Here is a 26,734-nt window from a genome sequence, read left to right on the forward strand (position 1 = left end):
AGATGCCCGCCAAGATTTCCCGCGCCACCTATGCCGATATGTTCGGCCCGACCACCGGCGACCGTCTGCGTCTGGCCGATACCGATCTGATCATCGAGGTCGAACGCGACCTGACCACCTATGGCGAAGAGGTCAAATTCGGTGGTGGTAAGGTGATCCGCGATGGTATGGGCCAAAGCCAGATCACCCGTGCAGGCGGGGCGGTCGATACCGTCATCACCAATGCGCTGATCGTCGATCATTCGGGCATCTATAAGGCCGATGTGGCTTTGCGCGACGGGCGGATCCATGCGATTGGCAAGGCGGGCAACCCCGACACCCAGCCGAATGTGGATATCATCATCGGGCCGGGTACCGAGGTGATCGCGGGCGAGGGCAAGATCCTGACCGCAGGCGGGATGGATGCGCATATCCATTTCATCTGCCCGCAGCAGATCGAGGATGCGCTGGCCTCGGGCATCACCACCATGCTGGGCGGCGGCACCGGCCCCGCGCATGGGACGCTGGCCACCACCTGCACGCCCGGTCCGTGGCATATCTCGCGGATGCTGCAGTCTTTTGACGCCTTCCCGATGAACCTCGCGCTTTCGGGTAAGGGCAATGCCTCGCGCCCCGAAGCGCTGGTCGAGATGGTCAATGCCGGTGCCTGCGCTATGAAGCTGCATGAGGACTGGGGCACCACGCCCGCTGCCATCGATTGCTGCCTGTCGGTGGCCGATGACATGGATGTGCAGGTGATGATCCATACCGATACGCTCAATGAATCGGGCTTTGTCGAGAATACTCTGGCCGCGATCAATGGCCGCACGATCCACGCCTTCCATACCGAGGGCGCGGGCGGTGGACACGCCCCCGACATTCTGCGCGTGGTGGGCGAGGAAAACGTGATCCCGTCCTCCACCAACCCGACGCGCCCCTATACCGGCAATACGGTGGAAGAGCATCTCGATATGCTGATGGTCTGCCACCACCTTGATAGCAAGGTGCCCGAGGATGTGGCCTTCGCCGAAAGCCGCATCCGCAAGGAGACCATCGCCGCCGAAGATATCCTGCATGACATGGGCGCGATGTCGATCATCAGTTCTGACAGTCAGGCGATGGGCCGCGTGGGCGAGGTCATCATCCGCTGCTGGCAGACCGCCGACAAGATGAAGAAACAGCGTGGCCGTCTGGCCGAGGAAACCGGCGATAACGACAATGCCCGCGTCAAACGCTTCATCGCGAAATACACGATCAATCCCGCGATCTGCCACGGGATCTCGCAGCATATCGGCTCGGTCGAGGTGGGTAAGCGCGCCGATCTGGTGCTCTGGAACCCTGCCTTCTTTGGCGCTAAGCCCGAGATGGTGCTGATGGGGGGGATGATCATCTCGGCGCAGATGGGCGACCCGAATGGCTCGATCCCCGCGCAGCCCTTCTATACCCGCAATATGTTCGGCGCCTATGGCAGGGCGCTGGGGGCCTCGGCTGTGACCTTTGTCTCTCAGGCGGCCGAGGCCGATGGGGTCGCGGCCAGACTGGGCCTGCAGAAACAGGTGCTGGCGGTGAAAGGCACGCGCGGCATCGGCAAGGCGGATATGATCCATAACGCCGCGCGCCCCAAGATCGAGGTGCATCCCGAAACCTATGAGGTACGCGCCAATGGCGAGCTATTGACCTGCGAACCCGCCGCCGAGCTACCGCTTGCGCAGCGCTACTTCCTGTTCTGAGAGGATGTGGCGCAGGCCCTCAACTGGCTCTGATCCGGCGGAACAGCGTTTTGCGCGGCGGCGGGCCATCGATCTTGGCAATCTCGGGCAGATGCGCCAGCACGTCGGCCTGTGTCTTGCGGCGCAGGCGGATGGTGCGGGTGATCTTTTCGCGCGAATAGGACGGGTTCTTACGGATGTCGTCGGGCAGAAGACGCGGGTCGAAAATTCGCTCGCGGCTGGTGACAAGCTCGACTTTATGCCATTGGCCGATGCGCGGCATCTCGGCTTCGGTCAGCCATGCTTCGCGCAACTCTGCCTCTCGCTGGCGCAGCCGCATGATCTCCGAACGGATCTGCGCAAGTTCATCGGCGGGGGTAAGACCTGACATATGCCTCTTCTCCTATGCATCCTCGGGGCGAATATTCCGCAAGAATGTTAAAGACATATCTAACAATGAGGCCATTATGAGCGAAAAAATCGTATCATCTGCAGTTGAATCCGCTGGACAGTGGCATTCCGCCGATGGCGCGGTCGCGCTGGATTACGAAGGGCGCTTTCTGCGGCGCAAACGGTTGACCATGCTGTCGGGGGAAAGCTTCCTTGTGGATCTGCCCGAGGTCACCAATCTGCGCGGCGGCGAGGCGTTTGTGCTGTCCGATGGGCGTCGGGTCGAGGTCACCTGTGCCGAAGAGCCTGTGTTGGTGATCACCGGAGATCTGGCGCGGCTGGCATGGCATATCGGCAACCGCCATATGCCTTGCCAGATCGAGGCCGACAGGCTGGTGATCCGTCAGGACCATGTGCTTGAGGCGATGCTCAAGCAACTTGGCGCAACCGTCAGCCATGCGGATGCGCCCTTCGCCCCCGAAAGCGGCGCCTATGGCATGGGCCGCACGATGGGCCATGACCACGGGCCAGATCACACCCATGCCCACCACGATCATGACCACGGGCATGACCACGGGCATGACCACGGGCACAGCCATGATCATGGGCATCATCACCATCACCACCATTCGCACGGGTAAGGCGATGACATCGGCACTTCTGTCTTTGGTGCAATGGATGTCTCCGGCCTTCCCGACCGGAGCCTTCGCCTATAGCCACGGGTTGGAGCAGGCGATAGCTATGGGCGAGGTCTCGGATGAGGCGGGGCTGTCGCAATGGCTGCGCGATATCCTGCATCACGGGGCAGGGTGGAATGATGCGGTTCTTCTAGGCCTCGGGTTGCAGGGCCATGCGCTGGAGGATCTGGATGCCCATGCCCGTGCGCTTTCCGCCAGTGCCGAGCGCCTGCGCGAAACGCTCGAGCAGGGCACGGCCTTCGCCAAAGCGCAGGCGCAGATGAATGGCACGGATGAGCCCGCCGAGGTCGCGCTGCCGGTAGCGGTGGCGCAAGCCGCGCGGGGCATGGATCTGCCGCGCGAAGAGATTATCGCCCTGTTTCTGCATAGCTTTGCGTCAAACCTTGTGTCCTGTGCGGTGCGCTTTGTGCCTTTGGGGCAGGCGCAGGGGCAAAGGGTGCTGGCGGGGCTGCACCCCGATATTGCGCAGATCGCCGCGAAAGCCAGCCACGCGGGTTTGGAGGACCTCGCAGGCGCGGCCTTTCGCGCCGATCTGGGATCGATGCTGCATGAAACTCTGGATGTGCGCATCTTCAAGACATAGGGGCAAGCGGCCCCGCAAGAAGGAGACAGAAATGGCAAACGGACCTTTGCGCGTCGGTATCGGCGGCCCGGTTGGCGTGGGGAAGACGACCCTGACCGAACAGCTGTGCCGCGCCTTGGCAGGGCGGTGCTCGATGGCGGTGGTGACCAATGACATCTACACCCGCGAGGATGCCGAGGCCCTGATGCGGGCGCAGGTGCTGCCTGCCGACCGTATCCGAGGCGTCGAGACCGGCGGTTGCCCGCATACCGCAATCCGCGAGGATGCCTCGATCAATCTGGCAGCGATTGCCGATCTGAACAAGGCCTTCCCCGACCTTGATCTGGTGCTGATCGAATCGGGCGGCGATAATCTGGCGGCAACCTTCAGCCCCGAGCTGGCCGATCTGACGATCTATGTCATCGACACGGCAGCAGGGCAGGATATTCCGCGCAAGCGGGGGCCGGGGGTGACGCGCTCGGATATGCTGGTGGTCAATAAGACCGATCTTGCGCCCTATGTCGGGGTGGATACCGACCTTCTGCAAAGCGATACGGCCAAGGCGCGCGGCGCGCGGCCCTATGTGCTGGCGCAGCTGAAAGCGGGCAAAGGCGTGCCCGAGATCGTGGCTTTCCTTGAGGAAGAAGGCGGGCTGGCCCTACGGGAGCCTGCTTGATCACTTCATCCCCAAACCCGCGCGCATCATCAGCTGGCGCACGGGTTTCAGCCCGTAGATCGCCCCCAAAGCGCCTGCCCGCAGATCGCGCAGCGGGCGCGGGGCGATCATCGAGACACGGTTGAGCATATCGATCCCCGCAATCCGCGCACGGACCTCGGGCCAGCGGGCGCGGTGATAGGCGGTCAGCATCTGCGCCGAGCCCAGATCCTCGGCATGTTTGCGCGAAAGCTCCAGCAGGCAGCCGATATCGGCAAGGCTCATGTTCAGCCCCTGCGCGCCAATCGGCGGGATCACATGGGCGGCTTCGGCAATCAGCGCGACCCGCTCGCCGTTCAAAGCCTGTGCATGCTGTACCCGCATCGGCCAGACCGCGCGGCGGGTGGCCAGCGTCAGCGGCCCGAGGATACCGGTCGAGCGTTCCAGCATGGCGGCTTCAAAGGCCTCCTTGTCCAGCGCGGCAAGACGGTCGGCTTCGGCGCCGCGCTCCATCCAGACGATAGCGGAACAATGCGCCCCATCGCGGTCGGGCAGGGGGACGAGGGTGAAAGGCCCGCCCGTGCGGTGGACCTCGGTCGAGACATTCTCATGCGGGACCGGATGGGTGACAGCAAAGGCCAGCGCCTTCTGGCCGTAGTGATGCAGCTTGGCACCGATGCCCGCCGCCTGACGGATGAAACTGTCGCGCCCGTCGGCGCCGATCACCAGCTTGGCCTGAACAAGCGCGCCATCCGACAGCGTCACCCGCGCCTCGGCCCGCCGCGTCACCAGCCCCGTGGTGGCCACGCCCGCGCGGAAATCGACATTGGGCAGCTCGGCCAGACGGGCAACCATCTCGCGCCGCAACAGCCAGTTGGGGAGGTTCCAGCCGAAGGGTTGATCCGAAATGTCGGAGGCGTCAAAATCACGGGTCAGCCGCGCCACGGGCTTTTCGCCGCCCGCATCGACGATCCGCATGATCTGCAGCGCCGCCGCAAAAGGCGCCAGCCGCTGCCACAACCCCGCCGCCTCAAGGATCTTCACCGAGGGCTGCAGGAAGGCCGTGGTGCGCATATCGGCCCCTTCGGCCTGCGCATCGGTGACGGGGGGCATCGGGTCCACGCAGATCACCTTGAAACCGGCCGTGCCGAAGGCTGCCGCTGCCGTCAGCCCCGCCACGCCACCGCCCGAAATCAGGATATCGGTCTGGATCGGATCTTTGCTCATGGCGGCGGTCTTTCCTTGCTGTGTCTTGACCCTATCATAGCGCGGCTGGCGGCGAAGGCCAGATCATCCGGCCTTGATCAGCTGCGCCAGAAAGCCGCTTAGGTCATTGGTATGATGGCCGATATGATCTGCCTCAAGCGCCAGAGGCGCGACATGCACGGTCTGCATCCCCAATCTATGCGGCACCTCCAGATTGCGGGCATCATCTTCGAACATCGCACCTTCCTGCGGGCGGATGCCTGCCTTGCGGAAGACCATGTCAAAGGCTTCGGCACGGGGCTTGGGGTGGAAATCGGCATGTTCGATGCCGTAGATCCCGTCAAACAGCCCCGACAGCCCCCGCGCCGCCAGCACCTGTTCGGCATAGGGAGCCGAGCCATTGGTGTAGACGATCTTGCACCCCGGCAGCGCACGGATCCCCTGCGCCAGCATGGGGTCGGGCGTGAGCGCGTCGAAAGAGATATCATGCACCTCATGCAGGAAGGGCAGCGGGTCGATCTGATGTTCATGCATCAGCCCCGCCAAAGTCGTGCCATAGAGCTTCCAGTAGTGGCTGCGCAGATGATGGGCGCGGGTCGCATCCACCTTCAGCTCGCGCATCACGTAATCTGCCATCTTCACCTCGATCTGTGAAAACAGCGCCACCTCGGGCGGATAGAGCGTATTATCAAGGTCGAAGACCCAGTCCGACACATGGTCGAAGCCGGAAAGCGGGGGGCGGTTCGGGGTACTCATACTATGGTCCATAGCGCGTTCGGGGGAATGGTGTAAATGTCGCACTTCTTCCGCTTGTCATATCCGGCGCTGGCTCCTAGGGTCGTCCGATGCAAAATGCGAGCCTGACAGGCGAGAGGGACCATGCAAAAAGACGCCTATACGCTGATCCTCGAAGCGATTGATGCCGGAACCTATAAACCCGGTGACCGTCTTGTTGAATCCGAACTGGCCGAGAGGCTGGGGGTGTCGCGCACGCCGGTGCGTGAGGCGCTGCAACGCCTCGAGACGCAATCCATGCTGGCGCGTGACGGACGCTCGCTGATTGTCGCGTCGCTCGACCATAACCAGTTGGCGGAACTCTATACCGTGCGTGCCGAACTCGAGGCGCTGGCGGCACGGCTGGCGGCGCGGCATGCGGCCCCCGAGGAAGTGCGCGTGATGCAGGCGATGATCGAGGAAGACCATCAGAAACTCGGAGATCCGATCGCGCTCAGCCGCGCCAATAAGCGGTTCCACCGGCAGATCCATCTGGCCTCGCATAACCGCTATCTGGTGCAACAGCTGGATCTTGTGCATCGGTCGATGGCGCTGCTGGCGACGACCTCGCTTGCGGCGGAGGGCCGTGGCGAGATCGCGCTTGCCGAACACCAGCGGATTGTCGATGCGATTGCGGCAGGTGACGAGGACGAGGCAGGGGCCGCGTTGCGCGCACATATCTCGGAGGCCTTCGTGACCCGCCTCAAAAGCGATGCGCGTGCTCATGGCGGGCAGCCGCAGTGATCAACTGATCCAGGGCGCCCGTTGGGGCCGTGGCGGGGCGGCAATCGGCACCTGTTCCGTCTGGCTGGCGGGCAGGGTGATATGCAGGTCGAAGATTCCATGCGTGGTCTTGTCCCAGTAGAAAGGCTTCTGGACCAGTTCATAGATCGCTTTCCATCCTGCAATCGCTCCCAGCGGAAAATACAGATGCATGCTGGGCACCCAAGGGATCAGAAACCGGTGGCTTTCGCCGCGGACCGCCCACGCCGCAAGACAGATATTGAGAAGCTCTGCGGTGACGAAAACGGCCACAAGCAGGGTGATCTGGGTGTCCGAAAGCAGGCTCTGGACGGGATGGGGCAAGCCGAAGACCATCAGCCAGAAGCTCCATAGCAGCGGGGCCAGCACGTATTGCGAAAGCGAGCCGAAGAACATCACCTGAAACGCCCAGAACCTGCGTGGCCCGAGATCTTCCATCAGCTTGCGGGGCGAGCGCATATGGACGGCCCAGGTGATCGCATAGCCCTTCAGCCAGCGCGAACGTTGTTTGACCCACGGCACCATGCGGCAATTCGCTTCTTCCTGCGTGACGGTCGGCACCAGTTCGGTGCGATATCCCTTGCGGGCCAGACGCACCCCGAGATCGGCATCCTCGGTCACGTTATGCGCATCCCAGCAGCCAAGCTCTTCCAGCACCTTGCGCCGGAAAAACAGGGTTGTGCCGCCCAAGGGGACCACAAAGCCAAGCTTGGCAATACCGGGCAGGACCATGCGGAACCATGTCGCATATTCGATGGTAAAACAGCGTGACAGCCAGTTCGTGCGCGGGTTGTAATAATCGAGAATGCCCTGCAGGCAGACGACTTCCGGCGGCGCTTTGGCAAAGCGGCGCGCAATCATGTGCAGCTGGTCGGGATGGGGCGCATCTTCGGCATCATAGACACCGATAATGCTACCACGGCAGAAATTCAGCGCATAATTGAGCGCGCGGGGTTTTGTGCGGATGGGCCCGTCGGGCACGGGCAGAACCCGCATCCAGCGCGGCAGATCGGCCTTGGCCAGTGCATCGCGGGTCACATGATCGTCTTCCTCGACGACAAGCAGCATATCGAGCAGCTCGCGCGGATAATGCAGCCGCGACATGCGCGCCACCAGTCGCGCGGCAATATCGGGCTCGCGGAACATCGGGACCATGATGGAAATCACCGGGAGGCGGGCGGCAGGAGCAGGCGTGGTCTGGGGCATGTAGCGCGCGCTCCGTGCCTGCGTGATGCCTGCCCAGAGCTTCAGGGCGGAAGTCAGAACCAAGGTCAGGATGGCCCAGCCCGAGAGCAGCGCGAAGACAGCCAGAGGCATCAATGTCAGCCCCAATGCGCCCGCAAACAACACGCCGAACAGCCAGGTTGCCGCACGGCGTTCATCGCGTTCGCGGCAGCTCATCACGGAGGCAACGCGGGATTCCGCCCGACGAATCATCTGTGTCTTGCGGCGGGCCAGAAGACTGTCGGTAATGGCGCGTTCGGTCGCGATGGCCATGCGATAGGGGCCGTATTCCTTGGGCAGATCTTTCTGGATGCTGGCAAAGAGGTCGGGATGGGCGCAGGCCAAAAGCGTCACCCCGCCGACGCGCCGTATCGGAGCGATGACTTTGGTGCAGCAGAATTCCGCCCCGAGCGCGTCAATCAGGCGCGGATCTGGTGAGTCGCGCGTCAGATCAATCGGGCTGGCGCCCCATTGCTGGGCAAGCGCGTGCATCAGCTGGGTCTCCGTGATCCAGCCATGCGCGATCAGGATATCGCCAAGCCGTGCATCCTCGCGCCCCCGTAGCGAGACGGCTTTCAGCAGGTCGCCCGGGCTGAGATAGCCCAGATCGACAAGGATCTGCCCCAGCGGCGCGCGGCCCACCCGTGCCCGCCTTGGCGGCGGTACGCGGCGCTTCTGGGCCGGTCGCAACAGTCTGAGATCGGACAGGTTGTCCGAAGTGACGGCCTTCTGGCCGTGCAAGGTCGTCTCCATAATTTCGCCCCCAGGCTAAAACTGGTGACAAGATTTCGCCCAAAAGTTGAATCAATCGTTAACTACAAATAAAAAGGGCGCTTTCTGTTTCCAGAAGGCGCCCCAGAAGCTGTGGATAACTCTGTGGGAATTATTTCATCGCGGCGATGAAGCGGTCGAACAGATAGTAGCTGTCCATCGGACCCGGGCTGGCTTCGGGGTGGTATTGCACGGAGAAGACCGGACGGTCTTCCATTGCAATCCCGCAATTCGACCCGTCGAACAGCGACACATGGGTTTCCTTCACGCCGGCAGGCAGCGTCTGGCTGTCCACAGCGAAACCGTGGTTCATCGAGGTGATCTCGACCTTGTTGGTGGTCAGGTCTTTCACGGGGTGGTTCGCGCCGTGATGGCCGTGGTTCATCTTGATGGTCTTGGCACCCAAAGCAAGTGCAAGCATCTGGTGACCAAGGCAAATTCCGAATACCGGCAGATCCTTTTTCAGGATTTCCTGAATCATCGGCACGGCATATTTGCCGGTCGCAGCAGGGTCGCCCGGTCCGTTCGACAGGAAGACACCATCGGGGTTGAGCGCCAGAACGTCTTCTGCCGTCGCCGTCGCCGGAAGCACCGTTACATCGGCCCCGGCCGAGGCGAGGCAGCGCAGGATATTGCGCTTGGCGCCGAAATCGATGGCAACCACTTTCTTGCCTTCTTCGCTGCGCGGCTTGTAGCCGTCGGGCCATGCCCAACGCATTTCGTTCCAGCGATAGGATTGTGCACAAGTCACATCCTTGGCCAGATCCAGACCGACCAGACCGGACCACTCGCGGGCCTTTTTGATCAGCGCTTCAATGTCGAATTCACCGTTCGGGTTATGGGCAATCGCCACATTCGGGGCGCCGAGCTGGCGAATCGCACGGGTCAGGCGGCGGGTATCGATGCCGCCCACGCCGATGCGGTTGCGCTTTTCGAGCCATTCGACAAGGTTCGAGGTGGCGCGCCAGCTTGACGGCTCGGTGGGGTCCCATTTGACGACCATACCGGCAGCAACCGGATCTTGGGTTTCGTCATCTTCGGGGTTCACCCCCACATTGCCGACATGCGGGAAAGTAAAGGTAACGACCTGACCGGCGTAAGAAGGGTCGGTCATGATTTCTTGATAACCGGTCATGGCGGTGTTGAACACCAGTTCCGCGACGGTCTCGCCGGTGGCACCGAAGCCTTTCCCGTAGAACAATTGTCCGTCCGCCAGCGCGATCAGCGCGGTGGGTTTTTCGGATGACTGGTGGCTTGCAGGCATGGCGCGACTCCCCGGGGCAAAATCTGCCGGAACCTACGAGGGTAGGCGGCAATGGTCAAGGCCCGATATTGAAAACATTATTTCCAACAAATACAGAGGTTTAGTGATGTTGTGCCTTGGCCGGAGACGGAGTATCCTATGCTCTTCCATTAACGAGGGGTTTCACCGTGGATATGCGCGCAAAAATCAACGCAGCCTTGAAAGAGGCCATGCGCGAGAAGGATCAGGGGCGGCTTTCGACGCTCCGTCTGGTGAATGCGGCCATCAAGGATCGTGAAATTGCGATGCGGGGCAGCAATGAAGAACATGAGATCAACGACAGCGATGTCATGCAGATTCTCGGCAAGATGGTGAAGCAACGCCATGAAAGCGCGCGGGCCTATGAAGAGGGCGGGCGGTTGGAACTGGCCGAGCAGGAACTGTCCGAGATCAAGATATTGGAAACGTTCCTGCCGCGCCAGTTGACCGATGACGAGGTCAAGGCGGCGATCGATGCCGCGATTGCCGCGATTGATGCGCAGTCGATCCGCGACATGGGCCGTGTGATGGCGGTTCTGAAAGAAAAATATACCGGCCAGATGGATTTCGCCTCTGTCGGTCCGCGTGTCAAAGATCGCCTTTCGATCTGAGACGTGACAGGGCATAGCGAAAGATGGCGGCCTGGCCGCCATTTTTTATGCGCTGGCGACCTGTGTCCGGCAAGAAATGGCCTATCCTTGCGGTTGAGCGGGAACGCATCTTTAATCCTTTCATTGGCATTCTTTAATCGGAATCCGAAAGGGGTGAAGAATGGAAAAGCTCTCTGTTTCGCATGCGCGAGCGGCATCGGCTGCCTTGGCGGCACGGCGTGGTCAGCGTCAGGTTCATGACCTGCGCGGTATTTCACGCGATATGTATGACCAACTGACATTGGGCGAGCTGGAAGAGATGGCGCAATCCGTCTCGGTGCGGGGGATGTCCGATATCTAGAGCGTCGTAATGGGCGGAAATCCACAAAGCGAAAGGTGACTTTCGAAGCCGTGATTTGCCTTCGGCGCGCGCGCTGCCCACATCCATGTCTTTGTTCATTACGAGATATGGGGTGCTATGACCGGCTTTGGACATCTGAAAACCGGAATTCTCTGTCTGGCAGGGCTGATCGTTTCGGGCTGTAACACGTCGCTCGGGCAGGTCAAACAGGCAATGCCGGAGCGCGAGTTCCTGTCTTTTGCCAGCCAATCGGGCGGTGCGTTCACCTATGCCTGTGCGCGAGGCGCAACCGAGGCCGATACAAGATCGCGCGGGCAGAAGGCGCATCTGGCCTATGAGCACAAGATGGCTTCTTACGGGCCGACATTCGCCAAAACACTGGTTTCGGTTCTGGATTCTGGCGTATCGGATGCGGCGACATTGGAGGCAACCGTGAACGGCACATCAGACCGCTGGGCACGTTCGGCGGCATTGGAAGTGGAACGCCAATATAGATGTCTGCCGGTCGGGCCGAACCGGAGCAGCTCTTAAACCGGCCGTTCGAAGTTATGCGGCGGCGGCGGAGAGGGGAGCGTCCATTCAGCGGTCATGCCCTCCTGCACGCCCTCCTGCATGGCAGCAGGGACGCGCCGCCCTGCCAGAACCGTCCACAGGATGATGCCCAGGAACAGCAAGAAGGAAAAGAACGAAAGGAACGCCCCGATCGACGAGAGCTGGTTGAGCAGGGCGAACTGGTCCGGATAATCCAGAATGCGGCGGGGCATGCCCTCTTGGCCCAGGATTTGCTGCGGGAAGAATGTCAGGTTCGTTCCCAGAAACATCAGCCAGAAATGCAGTTGTCCGGCCCATTCCGGATAGTTGCGGCCCGACATTTTTCCGATCCAGAAATAGAGGCCGCCGAAAAGGGCGAAAATCGCCCCGAGGCTCATGACATAATGCGAATGCGCGACCACGAAATAGGTGCCCGCATGGTTGATATCGACCGGAGCGCCGCTGATCAGCAGCCCGCTCAGCCCGCCCATGACAAAGAGGAAGATGAAGCCAAGCGCCCAGAGAAGCGGGGTCCGCCAAGGCGGGCGCGCCTGCGCCAGTGTCATGATCCATGAAAACAGGATGACCAGTGTTGGCAGGCCGACAATGGTGGCGGCCAGTGTGAAGCCGCTATCCTCGCCTGCCATCAGCCCACGGGTGAACATGTAATGCGCCCATGTGGCAAAACCGAGCAGGCCGATGGCCAGCATCGCATAAATCGTGACTTTCTGGGCGTAAAGCGGGCGCCCCGAGAAGGTGGAGATGATCTGCGAGATAATCCCGAAGCCCGGTAGAATGATGATGTAGATCTCGGGATGGCTGAAGAACCACAGGATCTGCCGGTAGAATTCGGGGTCATCCTCGTGGATCGCATGCCGGTAGCTCGGGTCGAGCATCATGGTTATTGCTCCGGCCAGCACGGGCAGCGTGCACAGCACGAGGGCGGCTGTCACAAGGATCGACCATGCAAAAGGCGATGCGTCATGCAGCGTCACGCCGGGGCCGCGCATATTGAGAAAGCTGGTAATCATGTTGATCGCGGTCAGGATCGTCGAGATCCCCATCACGAACAGCGCCGCAATGGCCACCGGCACGGTATGGGCCGAAAACAGCGCGCCGATGCCCATGATGCAGGCCAGAACATATAGCTGGTAGGCGCTGCGGTTCAGGCGCGGGAACGCCAGTTCGGGTGCGCGCAGATGCAGCGGCAAGAGATAGGAGCCGAAACCGGCAAAAAGGCCCGGGATGGCGACAAAGAACATCATCAGCACCCCATGCGAGGCGGTCAGCACATCCCAAAGCGCGCTATTGGCGGAACAGGGGGCCTGCGTCGGCCAGAGCCGCGCGCCCTCGGCGCACAGATATTGCACGCCCGGTTCCATTAGCTCGAGCCGCATATAAACGGTCACCACCACCGAAATCAGCCCGACAAGAGCCGCAGTCACCAGATAGAGCAGACCGATCGTCTTGTGGTCGCTTGATCCGCCGGTCTGCGTGCCCTTCTGGCCATCTGTCGCGGGCAGGCTGCTGGCATCGGGTCGGGGCATGGCGTCTCTCCTCTGGGCCGTGCGGGGCCGGATCGCGCCCCGCATACAATCAATCCCTGCCAAAGGAAATGCCCGCCAAAGGCTGGCGGGCATGTTCATCGGCTGACATCTCTGTGGCGGGCTTATTTGGCCACGGATTCCAGATAGGCGGCAATATCGCCCTGACCTTTCTTGGCTTTGAAGGTCATGCCCGAACGCGCGGCCTTGTCGCCGGTTTTCTCTTCGAGCCAAGCATTGGGGTCGGTGATATAGGCTTCGAGCTCTTCCTTGGTCCAGACAGCGCCGGTCGCGCCGACGGCCTTGATCGAATCCTTGTATTTGAACCCTTCAAGGCTGCCCACCTGACGTCCGATCACGCCATAGAGGTTGGGGCCGACCTTGCCCCCCTTGACGATGGCTGTGCCGTCGGGGGCCACGATGGCGTGGCAGGCTTTGCAGGCACGGAACTCTTTTTCGCCTTTGGCGGCATCCTGCGCGAAAGCAGGGGCGGCAAGGGTGACTGCGGTGAGTGTGGCAAACAGGCTAATCTTCATCGCTATTTCCTCGTTCGAACAGGTGGTTCTTTCCCGAACCGATCCGGACCTGCCTCCCGCAGGCCCAAATGCGCTTGGGGCGACTGTATCATGCCTGTAAAAAGGCTGTTACGGGATTTTAGTCCTGCTCCACAGGACTTTCGTCGAAAATCTCGTTGAAATGGGCCATGAGCGCGGCGTCCAGATCGCCCATTTCCACCGGCAGCCCCAGATCGACAAGGCTGGTCACCCCGTGATCCTTGATCCCGCAGGGCACGATTCCGGTAAAATGCTCCAGATCGGGTTCGACATTGATCGAGATGCCGTGAAAGCTGACCCATTTGCGCAGCTTGACCCCGATGGCGGCGATCTTGTCCTCGGCCAGCGCGCCGTCGATGCCGCGCGGGCGGTCGGGGCGCTCGACCCAGACGCCGACCCGGCCTTCGCGAATCTCGCCCTTGACGTTGAAATCCGCCAGCGCCGAGATCACCCAGTCTTCCAGCTTCTTGACAAAGCCGCGCACGTCGCGCCCGCGTTTGTTAAGGTCCAGCATGACATAGGCGATGCGTTGGCCCGGCCCGTGATAGGTATATTGCCCGCCACGTCCTGCCTCGAAAACCGGAAAGCGGTCGGGGTCCACCAGATCTTTCCGCTGCGCGGATGTGCCTGCCGTATAAAGGGGCGGGTGCTCGAGAAGCCAGATCGCTTCCTCTGCCTCACCGGCATGAATCGCGGCGACCCGCGCTTCCATGAAGGCAAGGGCCTCTTCATAGGGAACGGGCTGATCTGCGTGAATCCATTCGACCATGGCATCCTCCGATATTTCCCCTGATGTCGCGCTTTCGGGCCTTGGATGCAAGGGCAGAACGCCTTGCGCAAAAGGCCCATCGCGCAGGGATCAAAGAAAAAATCCGGCAAACGCATTTTTCCTCTTTTCAAGCTCGCAGACAGCCGCTAGATAGCCCTCACCAAGCCAGAGACAGTGCGGTCGTGGCGGAATTGGTAGACGCGCAGCGTTGAGGTCGCTGTGGGGTAACTCCCGTGGAAGTTCGAGTCTTCTCGACCGCACCATTCTCCGGATGGAGAGCAAAGCCCCTAGCGGGGCTTTTTGCTTTTGGGGTCTTGGAGTTTTTCGGGCTTTCGAGTTTCCAGAGTTTCCAACCCCATGCGGCATGAAAAACGCGGCCCTTGGGCCGCGCTGTGTCAGGCTAGATTGGCGCGCAAGCCTGTTCCATCCACTCAGCCGTGGGGGCAGAGACATGCGGCCCGATCTCGGCCAGACAGGTCGCGTGGTAATGGTTTAGCCAGTCGCGTTCGGCTTGGCTGAGCAGTTCAACCAGCACCGGACGGGTGTCGATGGGCACCCATGTCAGCGTCTCGAAATGCAGCATCTCGCGCTGGGAATCGGCCTCGGGGCCTTTGTCTGCCGCAACAGCAAGCACCAGATTCTCGATACGGATACCGAAGGCGCCGTCACGGTAGTAGCCCGGCTCGTTCGACAGGATCATGCCCTCTTCAATCGGCAGGGTCGAGGCGCGCGAAATCCGCACCGGCCCCTCATGGACACAAAGCGCCGCCCCCACGCCATGCCCCGTGCCGTGGTCGTAATCCTGACCGGCCCGCCATAGCGGCATCCGCGCCAGCGCGTCCAGATGGCTGCCAGCCACGCCCTTGGGCCATTGCGCCATCGACAGCGCGATCATCCCCTGTAGCACTCGGGTATAGGGCGCGCGGGCCTCTTCGGGCACGGGGCCAATCGCGACGGTGCGGGTGATGTCGGTAGTGCCATCCACATATTGCCCGCCCGAATCCACCAAAAGCAATTCGCCCGCATTTATGGGACGGTCGGTCTTTTCGGTGACGCGGTAATGGACAATCGCCCCGTCAGGGCCCGCGCCGCAGATCGTGTCAAAGCTGATCTCGGTCAGCGCATTGGTCGCGCGGCGAAAGCCCTCAAGCGCGGTCACCACCGAAATCTCGGTCAGCTCGCCCTTCGGGGCCTCGGCATCCAGCCAGGCCAGAAACTCGGCCATCGCGCAGGCATCGCGGTGATGAGCCTCTTTCATGCCCTCCACTTCGGCGGCATTCTTGCGCGCCTTGGGCAGCACACAGGGGTCGGTCGCATAATGCGGCGTGGCGCCTGCCTCCGACAGGATCGGACCCACCGCATAGGGCGCACTTGCCGGATCCACCAGAACCGAACCCGAAAGCGCGCAAAGCCCTGCGCCAAAACTCTCGGGCGGGCACAGGTTCACATCCGACCCCAAGGCCTCTAGAAGATCGGGTGAAAACTTCGCGCCCTCGGCGAACAGATCGACCGAGCCATCGGCATGAAGAATGGCGAGGCTTTGTACCAGCGGGTTGCGGGCAATGTCATCGCCACGGATATTCAGCAGCCAGCAGATGGAATCCGGCTGGGTCAGCACGGCGGCACTATCTCCGTGCAGAGCGGAGGCCAGTCGGGCGCGTTTCGACGCCGAAGCCTCGCCGGCAAGTTCCGGCGGATGCAGACGGGCGGGCGCAAGCGGCGGGGCAGGGCGGTCCGTCCAGATCTCGTCGATCGGGTTGTCGCAGGGCACCAGTGTGACAGCGGTCTTGGCCAGCGCGGCTCGGATCGCCTCGATCTCGCTATGGGTGTGCAGCCAAGGGTCAAAACCGATCTGCCCATCGGGCAGATTCTCGGCAATCCAGGGGCCCGCCTGCGTCTGCGGCCAGTTGACCGGCGTATAGGCTGCCAGATCCACCTCGGAGCGCACCTGCACGCGGTAGCGCCCGTCGATGAACACCCCCGCCACTTCCGGCAGCACCACGCAAAAGCCCGCCGAGCCGGTAAACCCCGTCAGCCAGCCCAGCCGCGCATCGCGGTCAGCCACATATTCGCCCTGATGGATATCGGCGCGCGGCACGATAAAGCCCGCCAGCCCGCGCTTGGCCAGAACCTCGCGCAGGGCGGCCAGACGGGGCGCGCCGGTTTCGGGGTTCGTCTTGACCGAGAAATCCTGAAACATCAGCCGGCTCTCCGCATGCCCAGCACACGGGCGCGTTTGCGCGGGTCGGCATCAAAGAGGCCCGCCAGTTGTTCGGTCATGGCGCCCGCCAGTTCCTCGGCATCCGAGATCTTCACAGCGCGGTTGTAATATTTGGTCACATCATGGCCGATGCCGATGGCCAGCAATTCCACCGCACGGCGTTTCTCGATCATGGCGATCACATCATGCAGGTGCTTGTCGAGGAAATTCGCGGGGTTCACCGACAAAGTGGAATCATCCACAGGCGCGCCATCGGAAATCACCATCAGGATCTTGCGCGCTTCCGAGCGTTTGGTGATCCGGCGGTGTGCCCATTCCAGCGCCTCGCCGTCGATGTTTTCCTTCAGCAGGCCCTCTTTCATCATCAGACCCAGATTGGGCCGCGCGCGCCGCCACGGCGTATCGGCGCGTTTGTAGATGATATGGCGCAGGTCGTTCAGACGGCCCGGTTGCTGCGGACGCCCCGCATTGAGCCATTCCTCACGGCTTTGGCCGCCCTTCCACGCACGGGTGGTAAAGCCCAGAATCTCGACCTTCACATTGCAGCGCTCCAGCGTGCGCGCCAGAACATCGGCACAGATCGCCGCAATCGAGATCGGACGCCCACGCATCGACCCCGAGTTGTCCAGAAGCAGCGTCACCACCGTATCGCGGAATTCGGTGTCATGTTCGATTTTGAAGGACAGGGGCGTGGTGGGGTTGGCCACAACCCGCGCCAAGCGGCCCGCATCCAGCATGCCTTCCTCGCGGTCGAATTCCCACGACCGGTTCTGCTGCGCCTGCAGCCGGCGCTGAAGTTTGTTGGCCAGCCGCGACACGGCGCCCTTCAGCGGTTCAAGCTGCTGGTCAAGATAGGCGCGCAGACGTTCGAGTTCAGCCACCTCGGCCAGCTCTTCCGCCATGATCTCTTCGTCGAATTCCGTGCGGAAGACGGTGTAATTGGGGTCGGCATCCGAGGCGGCAGGCGGCGGAGGCGGCTCCATCGCGGCCTCGGGGTCGGGCATCTCGACCTCGTCGCCATCGGCAGGGTCAGCCAGTTCCTCGGTCGAGGTGGCGGCCTGCTGCTGGTCCTGCGTCTGTTCCTGCGCGCGCTCGGGAGAGGCATCGGCCTCTTCCTGCTCCTGTTGCTCCTGCTCTTCCATCTCGCCGCGATCATTCTCGGGGGCGGCCTCTTCGGCATCCTCCCCGTCATCGCCCATCTCGTCATCGGGGTCATCGCCCAGCTGGTCGCCATAGCCCAGATCGGAGATCAACTGCCGCGAGAATTTGGCGAATGCCGTCTGGTCGGAGAGCACATCCTGCAGACGCTCGAGATTGATGCCCTGCTGTTCCATGAACGGGCGCCACAGGTCGAGCACATGCTCTGCCCCTTCGGGCAGTTTGCGGCCCGTGGCCATTTCGCGGATCATATAGCCCGCCGCCACCGGCAGGGGGGCCTCGGCCTGATTGCGGATCTGGGCATAGCCCTTGCGTGCGGCCTCGTGGGCGATCTTCACATCGATATTCGACAGCGTGCCCGGCATGTCGCGCGCGCCCAGAGCCTCGCAACGGGCATATTCCATTTCTTCATAAAGCGCGGCGGCCATATCGCCTGCGGGACGATACCGCCCGTGGGTGCCCGCATCATGGTGGCGCAGACGCAGCGCCAGCTGGTCGGCGGTGCCGCGCGCCAGCAGAACCTCGTCGCGCGTCATCCGCCGCGAGACCTGCGGCAGGCGCATCGTATCGCCTGTCGAGCCGGACGGATCGACCGTATAGCTGACCGTCAACTCCGGCCGGTCGGCCATAGTTTTGGTCGCCTCGGCGAGGGCTTTTTTAAACGGATCGGCGGGGTTATCGATGGGCTTGCTCATGCCCAAGATAAAGCACCACGCCCGTGCCTTCGCAAGAGGGGATCCGCGTGTTCGGCTGTCCCGCCAGACGGGCCAAGGCGGGCTGTGCAGACGCTTCGTGCAGCTTTGCACCAAACTGGGGGTTGTCGCCACATTTCTGCACTGTACCTTGAGGCCAAACGGGCAGCAGACCGGTTGCCCTGTGCAGAAGCGAAGGAGACCCCCATGACAGAACCGCTTAAAATTGGCGTTATCGTCGGCACCACGCGCGAAGGCCGCTTTGCCGATGTGGTGACGGAATGGTTCATGGACAAAACCGCCAGCCGTTCGGCTTTCAAATTCGATGTGATCGATCTGCGCGATCATGTCCTGCCGCATTTCGAAGAGGCGATGGCGCCCGCCTATGCCGAACCCTCCGAAGGGGCCAAGGGCAAATGGAATGATCTGCTGAAAAGCTATGACGGGTTTATCGTGGTGACGCCGGAATATAACCACTCGATCCCCGGTGTGCTGAAAAATGCGTTCGATTACGCTTATACCGGCTGGCGTCGCAAACCGCTGGGGATTGTGGGCTATGGTCCCTCGGGGGCGATGCGCGCCGCCGAGCATCTGCGGGTGATCGCCATCAATTTCGGCATGGTGCCGGTGCGCGGGGCGGTGCATATCGCGGGCGCGGATTTCTTTGCCAATATGACCGAGCGCGACCCGAAAGCCTTCCCCGAACATATCGATCCCACGCTGGACGAGCTGCTGGGCGATATGGAGTTCTGGGGCAATCTGACAAAGCCCGCGCTCAAGGCGTAAGCTTCGCGCGCTTTCCAGAGCCATAATTTGCGGCGGCAGGTCTGTCGCTTTTATTGTGTAGGCCGGAAGGGGCCTCCGGTTTTTCGGGGGCCCGTTTTTATGGGGGCGGCCCTACTTCGGTCGGCGGCCCTACTTCGGTCGGCGGCCTTACTCCGGCAGGCGCCGGTCAAGGATGAGGATGTCATCGCAATCCTCGACCTTGCGTGGCTTCTGCGCCTTTTGCGGCACCAATATGGCCGTCATTGAGGGTACATGCGGCCCGCGATAGCCCATCAGGGCTTCGGAGGCCAGATTGGCATCCGTCAACCGGTCTGCCTCGGCATAGAGCGTGCGGCATTCCAGCAAGGCATCGCGCGCCGAATAGTTTGGCTCGCAGGCCATCAGAAGGCCGGTTGTGCAGAAAAGAAGGGCAAGGCGAGAGGGGCTTAGCATCATAGGCACAGCCTCGCCGTTTTTGCTTTCCAAATCGTAAAGAAAAGGCCGGGAATGCGTCCCGGCCTTCACTTTATTCGACTGGATCGCGTGATCACATCGCGATGGAGGCCGCGCTTTCGGGCAGTTCCTCGTCAAACAGGCGCTGGTAGAACTCGGCCACGGTCTGACGTTCAAGCTCGTCACATTTGTTGAGGAAGGTCAGGCGGAAGGCATAGCCCACATCGTTGAAGATGCGTGCATTCTGCGCCCATGCGATGACGGTCCGCGGGCTCATGACGGTGGACAGATCGCCGTTCATGAAGGCCGTACGCGTCAGGTCGGCCACATGCACCATCTGGCTGATGACCTTGCGACCTGCCTCGTTATTGTAGTTGGGGTTCTTCGCCAGCACGATGGCGGCTTCGGCATCATGGCTGAGATAGTTCAGCGTGGCCACCAGCGACCAGCGGTCCATCTGGCCCTGGTTGATCTGCTGGGTGCCGTGATAGAGGCCGGTGGTATCGCCCAGACCCACGGTGTTCGCGGTCGCAAACAGGCGGAAATAGGGGTTCGGGGTGATCACCTCGTTCTGGTCCAGAAGGGTCAGCTTGCCCTCGGCTTCCAGCACACGCTGGATCACGAACATCACATCGGCGCGGCCTGCGTCATATTCGTCGAAGATGATCGCGGTGGGGTTGCGCAGCGACCACGGCAGGATGCCTTCATGGAAGACGGTGACCTGCTTGCCATCCACCAGCTTGATCGCGTCCTTCCCGATCAGGTCGATCCGGCTGACATGGCTGTCGAGGTTCACCCGCACACAGGGCCAGTTCAGGCGCGCGGCGATCTGTTCGATATGGGTGGATTTGCCGGTGCCGTGATAGCCCTGGATCATCACCCGGCGGTTATAGGCAAACCCCGCCAGAATCGCCAGCGTGGTGTCGCGGTCGAACTTATAGGTCGGGTCGATTTCCGGCACGCGTTCGGTGCGCTCGGCAAATCCCTTGACCTTCATATCACTGTCAATGCCGAAGAACTCGCGGACATCGATCTCTTCGGTGGGTTTTGCATTCATATCGAGCATTTCGGGCACCTTTCTCTTGGTCGCCGCAGCCGTCATCGAAATCGGACGCAGGGCGTGTCTGACCGAGTTGTGGAGCATATCGCGGGGCGCTGCAAGGGCAAGCGGCCATTTGGGGAACCGCAATCGGGGGATGGTGCGTTGCGCCTGCAAGACGGAGCAAGTAGCCTGCAGGACGCATATCCCGCACGCGCGTGCGCAAACATGCGAAAATTGTGAACGGAGATTGGTATGAGCGGCCTTCTGGCGCTTTTGGATGATGTGGCGGGAATCGCCAAGATCGCGGCGGCTTCGGTCGATGATGTGGCAGGGCAGGCAGCCAAGGCCGGGGCCAAAGCGGCGGGGGCGGTGATTGATGATGCGGCGGTCACGCCCAAATATGTGCATGGTTTTGCCGCTGCCCGTGAATTGCCCATTGTGGGCAAGATCGCGCTGGGGTCGATCCGCAACAAGCTGGTCTTCCTGCTGCCATTGGCGCTGCTGCTGTCCAGCTTCGCGCCTTGGGCCATTACGCCGCTTCTGATGCTGGGCGGGGCCTATCTGTGTTTCGAAGGGGCCGAGAAAGTGTGGCATGTGCTGCACCCCGCCGCCGCCCATCCGGCAGAAGACGCGGCCCCCAAGGCCAAAGAGAACGCGGCCCTGCTTGAGGAGAAAAAGGTCAGAGGTGCGGTAAAAACCGATTTCATCCTCTCGGCAGAGATCATGACCATCGCGCTTTCCGCCTTGCCGGAAGGGGATGCGCTATGGATCGAGGCCCTGACGCTGGCGATTGTCGGTATCGGGATCACGGCGGTGGTCTATGGGGGTGTCGCGATTATCGTGAAAGCCGATGATGTGGGGCTGTGGCTGGCGGAAAATGCCAGGCTTGCGGCCACACGCGCCTTTGGCCGCGCGATCGTGCATTTCATGCCGCTTTTCATGAAGATCCTGATGATCGTGGGCACCGCTGCGATGATCTGGGTGGGGGGCAATATCATCCTGCATGGTCTGGCCGAACTCGGCTTCGGGGCGCCCTATGACTGGATCCACCATCAGTCCGAAGCGGTCGCGGCGAAGGTGGGCGAGGCGTGGAAGCCCGCGCTTGGCTGGGCGGTTACCGCCTTCTGTGACGGAATCTTCGGGGTACTGTTCGGCTTCGTGCTGATTCCTGTCGTGACATTCGTGATCTCGCCGGTCCTCGGGATGTTTGCCAAGAAAGAGGCGGCATGACACAGGCGCTGCGCCCGCATCATGTGGCGATCATCGCTTCGGATTACCAAAGCTCCAAGCACTTTTACACAGAGGTGCTCGGGCTGAAGGTGATCGCGGAAACCTATCGCGCGGCGCGCGACAGCTGGAAACTGGATCTGGAGATGGCGGGGGGGGTGCAGATCGAACTCTTCACCTTCCCGAATGCCCCCAAGCGCCCGACCCGTCCTGAGGCGCAGGGGCTGCGGCATCTGGCCTTTGCGGTGGGCGATATCGATGCGTGGTGCGCAAGGCTTGCGCATCATGGGGTGGAGGTCGAGCCGATCCGCGTGGATGCGCTGACCAACGCCCGTTTCACCTTTTTCCAAGACCCCGATGGCCTGCCGCTAGAGCTTTACGAGACGTAATTCTCCTTGCCAATCCTGACCGGTCATGTGTTCCTTGCGGTATTTCGCCCAAGAATTTCAATGAGGAATATATGACCATCCAGACATCAGAGGCCTTCGAGGTCATCGGCCTTTCGGAGATTGTCCAGAACACAGACCCCGTGAAGATTGGCGCGCTTTGGGCGCGGTTTCAGTCACAAGATGTCAGGGGCGCTTTGGGAGAGGCGGCCTCTGCCGAGCTTTACAGCGTCTATCATGACTATAGCGGAGGGTTTCTCGACCCCTATCGGGTGACCCTCGGCTACCGCGTGCCGCAGGGCACAGCCATTCCCGAGGGCTTTCATAGCGCGCAGGTGCCTGCGCAGAAATATGAGGTTCTGCCCACCCAAGGGCCGCAGCCCCAAAGCCTGATCGCGCAATGGCAATCCATCTGGCAAAAGGACATCCCGCGCGCGTTTCAGGCGGATTTCGATCTCTATGATACGCAGGACCCGACGAAGATAACCGTCTATCTTGGCCTAAGCGCCTAGGCTCTGCGCTCGGCTCTGAGGCAAGCCCGCAAGGGAAAGAACCAGCGGGCAGCTTTGGCGCATGGGAAAGCGAAAAAAGGGAGGCCAATGGCCTCCCTTGGTGTCCGGTGCTTAGCCGTGGCTGGCCAGTAGCTCGCGCAGCTGCGAGGGGAAAAGCTGCAAGATCAGCGTTTCGCTCATCGCATCGCCTTTATGGTCCAGATACATGCGGATATCGATCGGATCGTTATTGTCCGTGGCCACGGCCGAAAAATCCAGATCGAAGATCGCGCGCCAGTAATCGGCCCCGACAACGGGGAAGGCGCTTGTAAGAGAGGTCGTGCCCACCGAGGCGGTAACAACCGGCTCCAGCCCGTCCGCACGGCTCAGCCCCTGAAGGCCGGTGCTGTCGAGATCGCAAACGATCTTCACGGTGTTGGCCGGACGGTCCTGCCCCGGAATGCCGCCCGTGCCGATACGGATCGCGGTAAACTGCGCTTTCTGGCGCGGCACCGGCACATCCTTCACCCAGCTCAGCCGATAGTTCACGCTGAATTCCGAGCCTGTCGCGGACGGGTCGGAGGGAGTCCAGAAGGCCACGATATTGTCCATCGTTTCGTCATCGGTGGGGATCTCGATCAGGGTCACGGCCCCTTCGCCCCAGCCCTCTTTCGGCTCGATCCAGGCGGTGGCGCGTTTTTCATAGAAAACGCCATCATCTTGATATTGTTTGAAGTCACGCTCGCGCTGCGCAAGGCCGAAGCCTTTGACATTGGGCGAGTGGAAGCTGTTCGCCATCACCCGTGGCGGATTGTTCAGCGGACGCCAGATCTTTTCGCCGGTGCCGGTATGGATCTCCAGCCCGTCGCTGTCATGGACCTCGGGGCGCCAGTCGGGGGATACCTGCCGGTCATGCTTGCCAAACCAGTACATCGAGGTCAGCGGCGCGATGCCAAGCCGGTTCACATCGCCGCGCAGGAAGATATCTGCCGAGACATCCTGCACCACGCCGCCGCCCAGACGCGAAACGATCTTATAGGCACCGGTCGCGCGCGGGCTTTCCAAAAGCGCATAGGTGACAAAGCTGCCATCTTCGGGTTCTTCCAGCCAGAAGCGGGTGAAGCGCGGAAATTCCTCCGGCCCTTCGGCCACAGCCGTATCCAGCGCCAGCCCGCGCACCGACAGCCCGAACTGGCCCGAATAGCCCGCAGTCCGCCAGTAAGACGCCCCCAGAAAGGCCATCCAGTCGGCATTATGTTTGCGGTCCTGCACCGAAAACCCTGCAAAGCCTTCGGTCCCATGCAGGTTCTGGGCGGGGCTGTCGGCGGGAATATCGAAATAGTTTTTCGAGAACGGCACCTCGCGCGCCATCCCGCCATTCACGGCGTAGATATGCACCGGATCGGGGAAATACCGGCCCGGAAAGAAGAAATGCACGGGGTAGTCGTCGCCATTGCCCCAAAGCGCGTGATCCTTGCGGAATTTGATCGCGCCGTGGGCGTCGTAATCGATCTGCTGGATGATCTCGGGATCGGCGACTTTCATCGCATTATAGGGGCCGTTGGCCAGCGTGCGGGCCATGTCGCGCAGCATGTCGAACGAGAACGGCTCCGCTTGGCCCAAAGGCATGCCATGCGCGATCTCGTCGGCTTGGGCGCGCGCCATTTGCGGCAGCAGGAAGAAGGCGCCGGTTCCGAGGGCGGAGGCAAGGACCTGACGGCGGGAGGGGTGAGAATCTGTCATCAAATGCTCCGGATATCGTGCTAATTCCAGATAAGTGCGGGGATTGTGGCAAAGCGCAACAGAAGATCCCGTGAATGGGCAGGAAGATGCTGAAAAACTCGAGTTTTTATGTCGAGTAAGCGGATTTTTAGCCCCCTGCGGCTTTGGCAAGCGCCAGAAAGGCGGCTTCGGCACGGGTAAAGGGACGTTCGCGGTGGCGCAGCAGCGAGAAGGGGCGCTGCGGCAGGGTCGCCTCCAGCACGCTCAGCCGTCCGCTTTCAAGCGAATGGGCGACCACCAGTTCGGAAAGGATGCTAGCCCCAGCACCGGCCTCGACCGCCGCGCGCACGGCTTCGTTGGAGGGCAGTTCCAGCACAGGGGGCAGGTCGCCTGCGGCCAGTCCCTGTGCGGCAAGCCAGTGGTCGAAGATCGCGCGGGTTCCCGACCCCGGTTCGCGCAGCACCCAGCTTTGTGTCGCTGGATCGAATGGCAGGCTGGCCACTCCGGCCGCGCGCACCAGTTTCATATGGTCGCTGGCCAGCGGGTGGACCTCCAGAAGGTCATCATGGCAGCGGTCCTCGATCACCGCCAGATCGGCCTCCAGCTCATGCACCTTTTGCGCGGCCTCTTCGGAATTGCCGATCCGCAGCTGCAACTCGATGCCGGGATAGCTTTGCCGGTAGCGCGCCAGAACAGGGGGTAGCCAGTAATTGGCGACAGTCTGACTGGCCGCGATGCGCAAATGTCCGCGGGTCAGACCGGCGAGATCTTCCAGCATCCGTTCCGCCTGCTCGGCCTGCGCCAGCAGCTTGCGCGCCTCGGTGCGGAAGCTGCGCCCCGCATCGCTCAGGACGATCCGGCGTCCGATCCGGTCGAACAGCCGGACACCGTGGCGCTGTTCGAGCGCCGAGATCGCGGCGCTTGTCGCACTGGGCGTCAGATGCAGGGCTTCGGCGGCACGGGTGACATGTTCGCGCTCGGCCACCGCCAGAAAGATACGAAGCTGGTCTAGGGTCATCAGGGCCGCCTTTGCGCGGAGTTACTGCGTCAGACATACCAATAGCAGGCTGAGGCCGGAGATGAAGACCCAAGCCGCCGCCCCTAGAATAGCGGGGCGGAGGCCCGCCGCGACAAGCTTGCGCAGGTCGGTGGACAGGCCCATAGCCGCCAGAGCCACGGTCAGCAGGATCTGGGTCAGGGTCGTGCTGGTATCGCGCATAGGGGCGGGCACCAGCCCTGTCGATGCAAGCCCGACCATCGCGATGAAGCCGAAGACAAACCACGGCAGGGGCGCACGGCCAAGGCTTTCGCCCTTTTTCGGGCGGTTGCGGGAGGACAGGCCCAGAAGCAGCACCATCGGGGCCAGCATCATCACGCGGGTGAGTTTGGCGATGGTGCCGAAATGTCCCGCCTGATCTCCTTGCTGGAACGCGGCAGCCACCACCTGCGCGACTTCGTGGATAGAGGCCCCCGTCCAGAGGCCATAGGCTTTTGGCCCCAGCGACAGCAGCGGTGCCGCCAGCGGCATCAGCGCCATCGAGGCCGAGCCGAAGATCGTCACACAGGCAATCGCATAGGCGACATCCTCGTCACGGGCGCGCGTCACGGTATTGGCGGCGATCACGGCGGAGGCCCCGCAGATGGAGCTGCCTGCCGCGATCAGATCGGTCAGCCCCGCCGGAAGCCCCATGCGCCGCCCCAGCCAGCGGGTGAAGGCGAAGGTGGCCAGCAGGGTCACGAGGATGAGGGCCAGACCGCTCACTCCGACCGAGAGCACCTGCCCGAATGTCAGTTGCAGGCCCAAAAGTACGATGCCGCCCCGCAGGACATAGCGCAGGCTGAAGGCGATCCCCGGGGCGAAACAGGGCGGCAGAGGGTGCATGGTATTCAACGCCATGCCCAGCAGGATGGCCAGAATAAGCGGCGAGAGCGCCGAAATCCCCGCAAGGTGATGGGCGGCAAAGGCCAGTGCCGCAAGGGCGGCACAAAGCGCAAGGCCGGGGAGCGCCGTGCGAAGGGTCAAAACGCGGCGGCGCAGAAGGGCGGGAATATGCGTTCGGGGGGCGGGAGCTATCATGGGACACCTTTTTGATCCGGTGTCCCGAAGATGGCGGCAGGGCCTTTGTAAGTCCAACTGAACGTATTGGACGTTTCATTCGATCGGGTCGAACAATGGGTGCCCGCAGGTCCGAAAGGGCTGTCAGGGCAACCGGTGC

At 61.9% G+C, this 26,734-nt stretch carries 27 protein-coding genes and 1 tRNA gene; 13 read left to right on the top strand and 15 right to left on the bottom strand.

The annotated features are described in order from the left end of the window. Window positions 1-2 precede the first annotated feature (2 nt). Window positions 3-1,709, top strand: coding sequence for an urease subunit alpha (gene ureC, locus RPE78_RS10360; protein WP_406720499.1), 1,707 nt, complete (start codon window positions 3-5; stop codon window positions 1,707-1,709). A gap of 19 nt (window positions 1,710-1,728) precedes the next feature. Here the strand turns inward: ureC and RPE78_RS10365 are convergent, their stop codons facing one another. Further along, window positions 1,729-2,079 carry a hypothetical protein gene (locus RPE78_RS10365; protein ID WP_339109400.1) on the bottom strand — a complete coding sequence of 117 codons (351 nt, stop codon included), beginning with the start codon at window positions 2,077-2,079 and terminating at the stop codon, window positions 1,729-1,731. Window positions 2,080-2,155: 76 nt separating this feature from the next. Between RPE78_RS10365 and RPE78_RS10370 the strand changes: the two genes are divergently transcribed. Genes RPE78_RS10370 through ureG form a run of 3 tightly spaced genes read left to right on the top strand, consistent with a single transcriptional unit; the run spans window position 2,156 to window position 4,014 of the window. Continuing rightward, window positions 2,156-2,719: an urease accessory protein UreE gene (locus tag RPE78_RS10370; protein ID WP_406720500.1), complete on the top strand. Its 564-nt coding sequence runs from the start codon at window positions 2,156-2,158 to the stop codon at window positions 2,717-2,719. Window positions 2,720-2,723: 4 nt separating this feature from the next. Next, the gene (locus RPE78_RS10375; RefSeq protein WP_406721650.1) at window positions 2,724-3,359 is read left to right on the top strand and encodes an urease accessory protein UreF; all 636 of its coding nucleotides are present in this window, start codon (window positions 2,724-2,726) and stop codon (window positions 3,357-3,359) included. A 31-nt stretch (window positions 3,360-3,390) separates the two neighbouring features. Beyond that, entirely contained in the window at window positions 3,391-4,014 is a 624-nt protein-coding gene (gene ureG, locus RPE78_RS10380) for an urease accessory protein UreG (protein ID WP_406720501.1), read from the top strand. Here ureG and RPE78_RS10385 read toward each other — a convergent pair whose 3' ends face one another. Both RPE78_RS10385 and RPE78_RS10390 read right to left on the bottom strand, forming a co-directional pair. Further along, window positions 4,015-5,220: a UbiH/UbiF family hydroxylase gene (locus tag RPE78_RS10385; protein ID WP_406720502.1), complete on the bottom strand. Its 1,206-nt coding sequence runs from the start codon at window positions 5,218-5,220 to the stop codon at window positions 4,015-4,017. A 63-nt stretch (window positions 5,221-5,283) separates the two neighbouring features. Continuing rightward, window positions 5,284-5,955, bottom strand: coding sequence for a pyrimidine 5'-nucleotidase (locus RPE78_RS10390; RefSeq protein WP_406720503.1), 672 nt, complete (start codon window positions 5,953-5,955; stop codon window positions 5,284-5,286). Window positions 5,956-6,078: 123 nt separating this feature from the next. Here RPE78_RS10390 and RPE78_RS10395 point away from each other — a divergent pair, with 123 nt between their 5' ends. Then, complete coding sequence (locus tag RPE78_RS10395) at window positions 6,079-6,717, top strand: GntR family transcriptional regulator (protein ID WP_339109404.1); 639 nt, start codon at window positions 6,079-6,081, stop codon at window positions 6,715-6,717. On the opposite strand, the gene RPE78_RS10400 is transcribed toward RPE78_RS10395, so the two are convergent. Together RPE78_RS10400 and carA are read right to left on the bottom strand one after the other, a co-directional pair. After that, window positions 6,718-8,712, bottom strand: a complete 1,995-nt coding sequence (locus RPE78_RS10400) for a glycosyltransferase family 2 protein (RefSeq protein ID WP_406720504.1) — start codon at window positions 8,710-8,712, stop codon at window positions 6,718-6,720. A gap of 130 nt (window positions 8,713-8,842) precedes the next feature. Further along, window positions 8,843-9,994: a glutamine-hydrolyzing carbamoyl-phosphate synthase small subunit gene (gene carA, locus RPE78_RS10405; RefSeq protein ID WP_339109406.1), complete on the bottom strand. Its 1,152-nt coding sequence runs from the start codon at window positions 9,992-9,994 to the stop codon at window positions 8,843-8,845. Between the two features lie 167 nt (window positions 9,995-10,161). Between carA and RPE78_RS10410 the strand changes: the two genes are divergently transcribed. The 3 genes from RPE78_RS10410 (at window position 10,162) to RPE78_RS10420 (ending at window position 11,494) form a co-directional block, all read left to right on the top strand. Further along, window positions 10,162-10,623, top strand: coding sequence for a GatB/YqeY domain-containing protein (locus RPE78_RS10410; RefSeq protein WP_339109407.1), 462 nt, complete (start codon window positions 10,162-10,164; stop codon window positions 10,621-10,623). Window positions 10,624-10,783: 160 nt separating this feature from the next. Beyond that, on the top strand, window positions 10,784-10,963 hold the full coding sequence (locus RPE78_RS10415) for a DUF3008 family protein (protein WP_339109408.1): 180 nt from the start codon (window positions 10,784-10,786) through the stop codon (window positions 10,961-10,963). Between the two features lie 117 nt (window positions 10,964-11,080). Then, complete coding sequence (locus RPE78_RS10420) at window positions 11,081-11,494, top strand: hypothetical protein (protein WP_406720505.1); 414 nt, start codon at window positions 11,081-11,083, stop codon at window positions 11,492-11,494. On the opposite strand, the gene RPE78_RS10425 is transcribed toward RPE78_RS10420, so the two are convergent. From RPE78_RS10425 to lipB, 3 genes are all read right to left on the bottom strand, one after another. Continuing rightward, window positions 11,491-13,041: a cbb3-type cytochrome c oxidase subunit I gene (locus tag RPE78_RS10425; protein ID WP_406720506.1), complete on the bottom strand. Its 1,551-nt coding sequence runs from the start codon at window positions 13,039-13,041 to the stop codon at window positions 11,491-11,493. The genes RPE78_RS10420 and RPE78_RS10425 overlap by 4 nt on opposite strands. Window positions 13,042-13,163: 122 nt before the next feature. Then, entirely contained in the window at window positions 13,164-13,574 is a 411-nt protein-coding gene (locus tag RPE78_RS10430) for a cytochrome C (protein WP_339109411.1), read from the bottom strand. Window positions 13,575-13,692: 118 nt separating this feature from the next. Beyond that, window positions 13,693-14,361, bottom strand: a complete 669-nt coding sequence (gene lipB, locus RPE78_RS10435; RefSeq protein ID WP_339109412.1) for a lipoyl(octanoyl) transferase LipB — start codon at window positions 14,359-14,361, stop codon at window positions 13,693-13,695. A gap of 176 nt (window positions 14,362-14,537) precedes the next feature. Here lipB and RPE78_RS10440 point away from each other — a divergent pair. Continuing rightward, window positions 14,538-14,624: transfer RNA gene (locus RPE78_RS10440), tRNA-Leu, on the top strand. 137 nt (window positions 14,625-14,761) lie between these two features. On the opposite strand, the gene RPE78_RS10445 is transcribed toward RPE78_RS10440, so the two are convergent. Next, window positions 14,762-16,561, bottom strand: coding sequence for an aminopeptidase P family protein (locus RPE78_RS10445; protein ID WP_406720507.1), 1,800 nt, complete (start codon window positions 16,559-16,561; stop codon window positions 14,762-14,764). After that, window positions 16,561-18,435, bottom strand: coding sequence for a cobaltochelatase subunit CobT (gene cobT, locus RPE78_RS10450; protein WP_339109414.1), 1,875 nt, complete (start codon window positions 18,433-18,435; stop codon window positions 16,561-16,563). The genes RPE78_RS10445 and cobT overlap by 1 nt, the downstream gene beginning before the upstream one ends. Window positions 18,436-18,639: 204 nt before the next feature. Here cobT and RPE78_RS10455 point away from each other — a divergent pair, with 204 nt between their 5' ends. Beyond that, window positions 18,640-19,218, top strand: a complete 579-nt coding sequence (locus RPE78_RS10455; protein ID WP_406720508.1) for an NADPH-dependent FMN reductase — start codon at window positions 18,640-18,642, stop codon at window positions 19,216-19,218. 147 nt (window positions 19,219-19,365) lie between these two features. On the opposite strand, the gene RPE78_RS10460 is transcribed toward RPE78_RS10455, so the two are convergent. Continuing rightward, window positions 19,366-19,653 (bottom strand): hypothetical protein, encoded by a 288-nt coding sequence (locus RPE78_RS10460; RefSeq protein WP_406720509.1) that lies wholly within the window; start codon window positions 19,651-19,653, stop codon window positions 19,366-19,368. A gap of 91 nt (window positions 19,654-19,744) precedes the next feature. Next, on the bottom strand, window positions 19,745-20,716 hold the full coding sequence (gene cobS, locus RPE78_RS10465; RefSeq protein WP_406720510.1) for a cobaltochelatase subunit CobS: 972 nt from the start codon (window positions 20,714-20,716) through the stop codon (window positions 19,745-19,747). Between the two features lie 228 nt (window positions 20,717-20,944). Here cobS and RPE78_RS10470 point away from each other — a divergent pair, with 228 nt between their 5' ends. From RPE78_RS10470 to RPE78_RS10480, 3 genes are all read left to right on the top strand, one after another. Continuing rightward, on the top strand, window positions 20,945-21,922 hold the full coding sequence (locus tag RPE78_RS10470; protein ID WP_406720511.1) for a DUF808 domain-containing protein: 978 nt from the start codon (window positions 20,945-20,947) through the stop codon (window positions 21,920-21,922). Beyond that, window positions 21,919-22,308, top strand: a complete 390-nt coding sequence (locus tag RPE78_RS10475; protein ID WP_406720512.1) for a VOC family protein — start codon at window positions 21,919-21,921, stop codon at window positions 22,306-22,308. The genes RPE78_RS10470 and RPE78_RS10475 overlap by 4 nt, the downstream gene beginning before the upstream one ends. 71 nt (window positions 22,309-22,379) lie before the next feature. Continuing rightward, a complete protein-coding gene (locus RPE78_RS10480; protein ID WP_339109420.1) occupies window positions 22,380-22,817 on the top strand; it encodes a GyrI-like domain-containing protein in 438 nt (145 codons plus the stop codon). A gap of 111 nt (window positions 22,818-22,928) precedes the next feature. On the opposite strand, the gene RPE78_RS10485 is transcribed toward RPE78_RS10480, so the two are convergent. From RPE78_RS10485 to RPE78_RS10495, 3 genes are all read right to left on the bottom strand, one after another. Next, entirely contained in the window at window positions 22,929-24,539 is a 1,611-nt protein-coding gene (locus RPE78_RS10485; RefSeq protein WP_339109421.1) for a glucan biosynthesis protein D, read from the bottom strand. A 127-nt stretch (window positions 24,540-24,666) separates the two neighbouring features. Beyond that, entirely contained in the window at window positions 24,667-25,536 is an 870-nt protein-coding gene (locus tag RPE78_RS10490) for a LysR substrate-binding domain-containing protein (RefSeq protein WP_406720513.1), read from the bottom strand. A gap of 21 nt (window positions 25,537-25,557) precedes the next feature. After that, window positions 25,558-26,595 (bottom strand): YeiH family protein, encoded by a 1,038-nt coding sequence (locus tag RPE78_RS10495; protein ID WP_406720514.1) that lies wholly within the window; start codon window positions 26,593-26,595, stop codon window positions 25,558-25,560. Window positions 26,596-26,734 lie beyond the last annotated feature (139 nt).

It is taken from the genome of Thioclava litoralis, from assembly GCF_045278885.1.
Classification (GTDB): domain Bacteria; phylum Pseudomonadota; class Alphaproteobacteria; order Rhodobacterales; family Rhodobacteraceae; genus Thioclava; species Thioclava litoralis.

What these genes read in the sequence shown, in the direction of transcription:
- ureC (WP_406720499.1), top strand. Translation starts at nt 3, where the DNA reads ATGCCCGCCAAGATTTCCCGCGCCACCTATGCCGATATGTTCGGCCCG.
- RPE78_RS10365 (WP_339109400.1), bottom strand. Translation starts at nt 2,079, where the DNA reads ATGTCAGGTCTTACCCCCGCCGATGAACTTGCGCAGATCCGTTCGGAG.
- RPE78_RS10370 (WP_406720500.1), top strand. Translation starts at nt 2,156, where the DNA reads ATGAGCGAAAAAATCGTATCATCTGCAGTTGAATCCGCTGGACAGTGG.
- RPE78_RS10375 (WP_406721650.1), top strand. Translation starts at nt 2,724, where the DNA reads ATGACATCGGCACTTCTGTCTTTGGTGCAATGGATGTCTCCGGCCTTC.
- ureG (WP_406720501.1), top strand. Translation starts at nt 3,391, where the DNA reads ATGGCAAACGGACCTTTGCGCGTCGGTATCGGCGGCCCGGTTGGCGTG.
- RPE78_RS10385 (WP_406720502.1), bottom strand. Translation starts at nt 5,220, where the DNA reads ATGAGCAAAGATCCGATCCAGACCGATATCCTGATTTCGGGCGGTGGC.
- RPE78_RS10390 (WP_406720503.1), bottom strand. Translation starts at nt 5,955, where the DNA reads ATGAGTACCCCGAACCGCCCCCCGCTTTCCGGCTTCGACCATGTGTCG.
- RPE78_RS10395 (WP_339109404.1), top strand. Translation starts at nt 6,079, where the DNA reads ATGCAAAAAGACGCCTATACGCTGATCCTCGAAGCGATTGATGCCGGA.
- RPE78_RS10400 (WP_406720504.1), bottom strand. Translation starts at nt 8,712, where the DNA reads ATGGAGACGACCTTGCACGGCCAGAAGGCCGTCACTTCGGACAACCTG.
- carA (WP_339109406.1), bottom strand. Translation starts at nt 9,994, where the DNA reads ATGCCTGCAAGCCACCAGTCATCCGAAAAACCCACCGCGCTGATCGCG.
- RPE78_RS10415 (WP_339109408.1), top strand. Translation starts at nt 10,784, where the DNA reads ATGGAAAAGCTCTCTGTTTCGCATGCGCGAGCGGCATCGGCTGCCTTG.
- RPE78_RS10420 (WP_406720505.1), top strand. Translation starts at nt 11,081, where the DNA reads ATGACCGGCTTTGGACATCTGAAAACCGGAATTCTCTGTCTGGCAGGG.
- RPE78_RS10425 (WP_406720506.1), bottom strand. Translation starts at nt 13,041, where the DNA reads ATGCCCCGACCCGATGCCAGCAGCCTGCCCGCGACAGATGGCCAGAAG.
- RPE78_RS10430 (WP_339109411.1), bottom strand. Translation starts at nt 13,574, where the DNA reads ATGAAGATTAGCCTGTTTGCCACACTCACCGCAGTCACCCTTGCCGCC.
- lipB (WP_339109412.1), bottom strand. Translation starts at nt 14,361, where the DNA reads ATGGTCGAATGGATTCACGCAGATCAGCCCGTTCCCTATGAAGAGGCC.
- RPE78_RS10445 (WP_406720507.1), bottom strand. Translation starts at nt 16,561, where the DNA reads ATGTTTCAGGATTTCTCGGTCAAGACGAACCCCGAAACCGGCGCGCCC.
- cobT (WP_339109414.1), bottom strand. Translation starts at nt 18,435, where the DNA reads ATGAGCAAGCCCATCGATAACCCCGCCGATCCGTTTAAAAAAGCCCTC.
- RPE78_RS10455 (WP_406720508.1), top strand. Translation starts at nt 18,640, where the DNA reads ATGACAGAACCGCTTAAAATTGGCGTTATCGTCGGCACCACGCGCGAA.
- RPE78_RS10460 (WP_406720509.1), bottom strand. Translation starts at nt 19,653, where the DNA reads ATGATGCTAAGCCCCTCTCGCCTTGCCCTTCTTTTCTGCACAACCGGC.
- cobS (WP_406720510.1), bottom strand. Translation starts at nt 20,716, where the DNA reads ATGCTCGATATGAATGCAAAACCCACCGAAGAGATCGATGTCCGCGAG.
- RPE78_RS10470 (WP_406720511.1), top strand. Translation starts at nt 20,945, where the DNA reads ATGAGCGGCCTTCTGGCGCTTTTGGATGATGTGGCGGGAATCGCCAAG.
- RPE78_RS10475 (WP_406720512.1), top strand. Translation starts at nt 21,919, where the DNA reads ATGACACAGGCGCTGCGCCCGCATCATGTGGCGATCATCGCTTCGGAT.
- RPE78_RS10480 (WP_339109420.1), top strand. Translation starts at nt 22,380, where the DNA reads ATGACCATCCAGACATCAGAGGCCTTCGAGGTCATCGGCCTTTCGGAG.
- RPE78_RS10485 (WP_339109421.1), bottom strand. Translation starts at nt 24,539, where the DNA reads ATGACAGATTCTCACCCCTCCCGCCGTCAGGTCCTTGCCTCCGCCCTC.
- RPE78_RS10490 (WP_406720513.1), bottom strand. Translation starts at nt 25,536, where the DNA reads ATGACCCTAGACCAGCTTCGTATCTTTCTGGCGGTGGCCGAGCGCGAA.
- RPE78_RS10495 (WP_406720514.1), bottom strand. Translation starts at nt 26,595, where the DNA reads ATGATAGCTCCCGCCCCCCGAACGCATATTCCCGCCCTTCTGCGCCGC.